The sequence below is a fragment of the Pantoea sp. GbtcB22 genome, from assembly GCF_019091025.1.
Lineage (GTDB): Bacteria > Pseudomonadota > Gammaproteobacteria > Enterobacterales > Enterobacteriaceae > Pantoea > Pantoea leporis.
This window is the reverse complement of the sequence record NZ_JAGXKB010000890.1, coordinates 1-235: the sequence shown is the minus strand read 5'-3', so window position 1 is coordinate 235 and position 235 is coordinate 1. Positions and strand designations below refer to the sequence as shown.

1 pseudogene is annotated in these 235 nt (G+C 56.2%); it reads left to right on the top strand.

Features of this window, described 5'->3' with window-relative positions:
* Window positions 1-68 precede the first annotated feature (68 nt).
* A pseudogene (gene pstC / locus KVT28_RS26970) lies at window positions 69-235 on the top strand (phosphate ABC transporter permease PstC); the annotation flags it as partial.

The following is a 235-nucleotide window of genomic DNA, read 5'->3' as shown; positions in this document are numbered from 1 at the left end:
GGCGGTTGGCCCACCCCAATGGGCGGCCTGCGTGCCGCCCTGACATCCCCCTGAGACCAGAAATTTCTATGGCTGCCACTAAGCCGACGTTCAAAGCCCCCGGTAAACAACGCGACATGATTTTCGGCGCGCTGGTGAAGCTATCCGCGCTTATCGTGTTGCTGGTGATGGGCGGCATTATCGTCTCGCTGATTTTCTCCTCCTGGCCAAGCATCCAAAAATTTGGTTTCTCTTT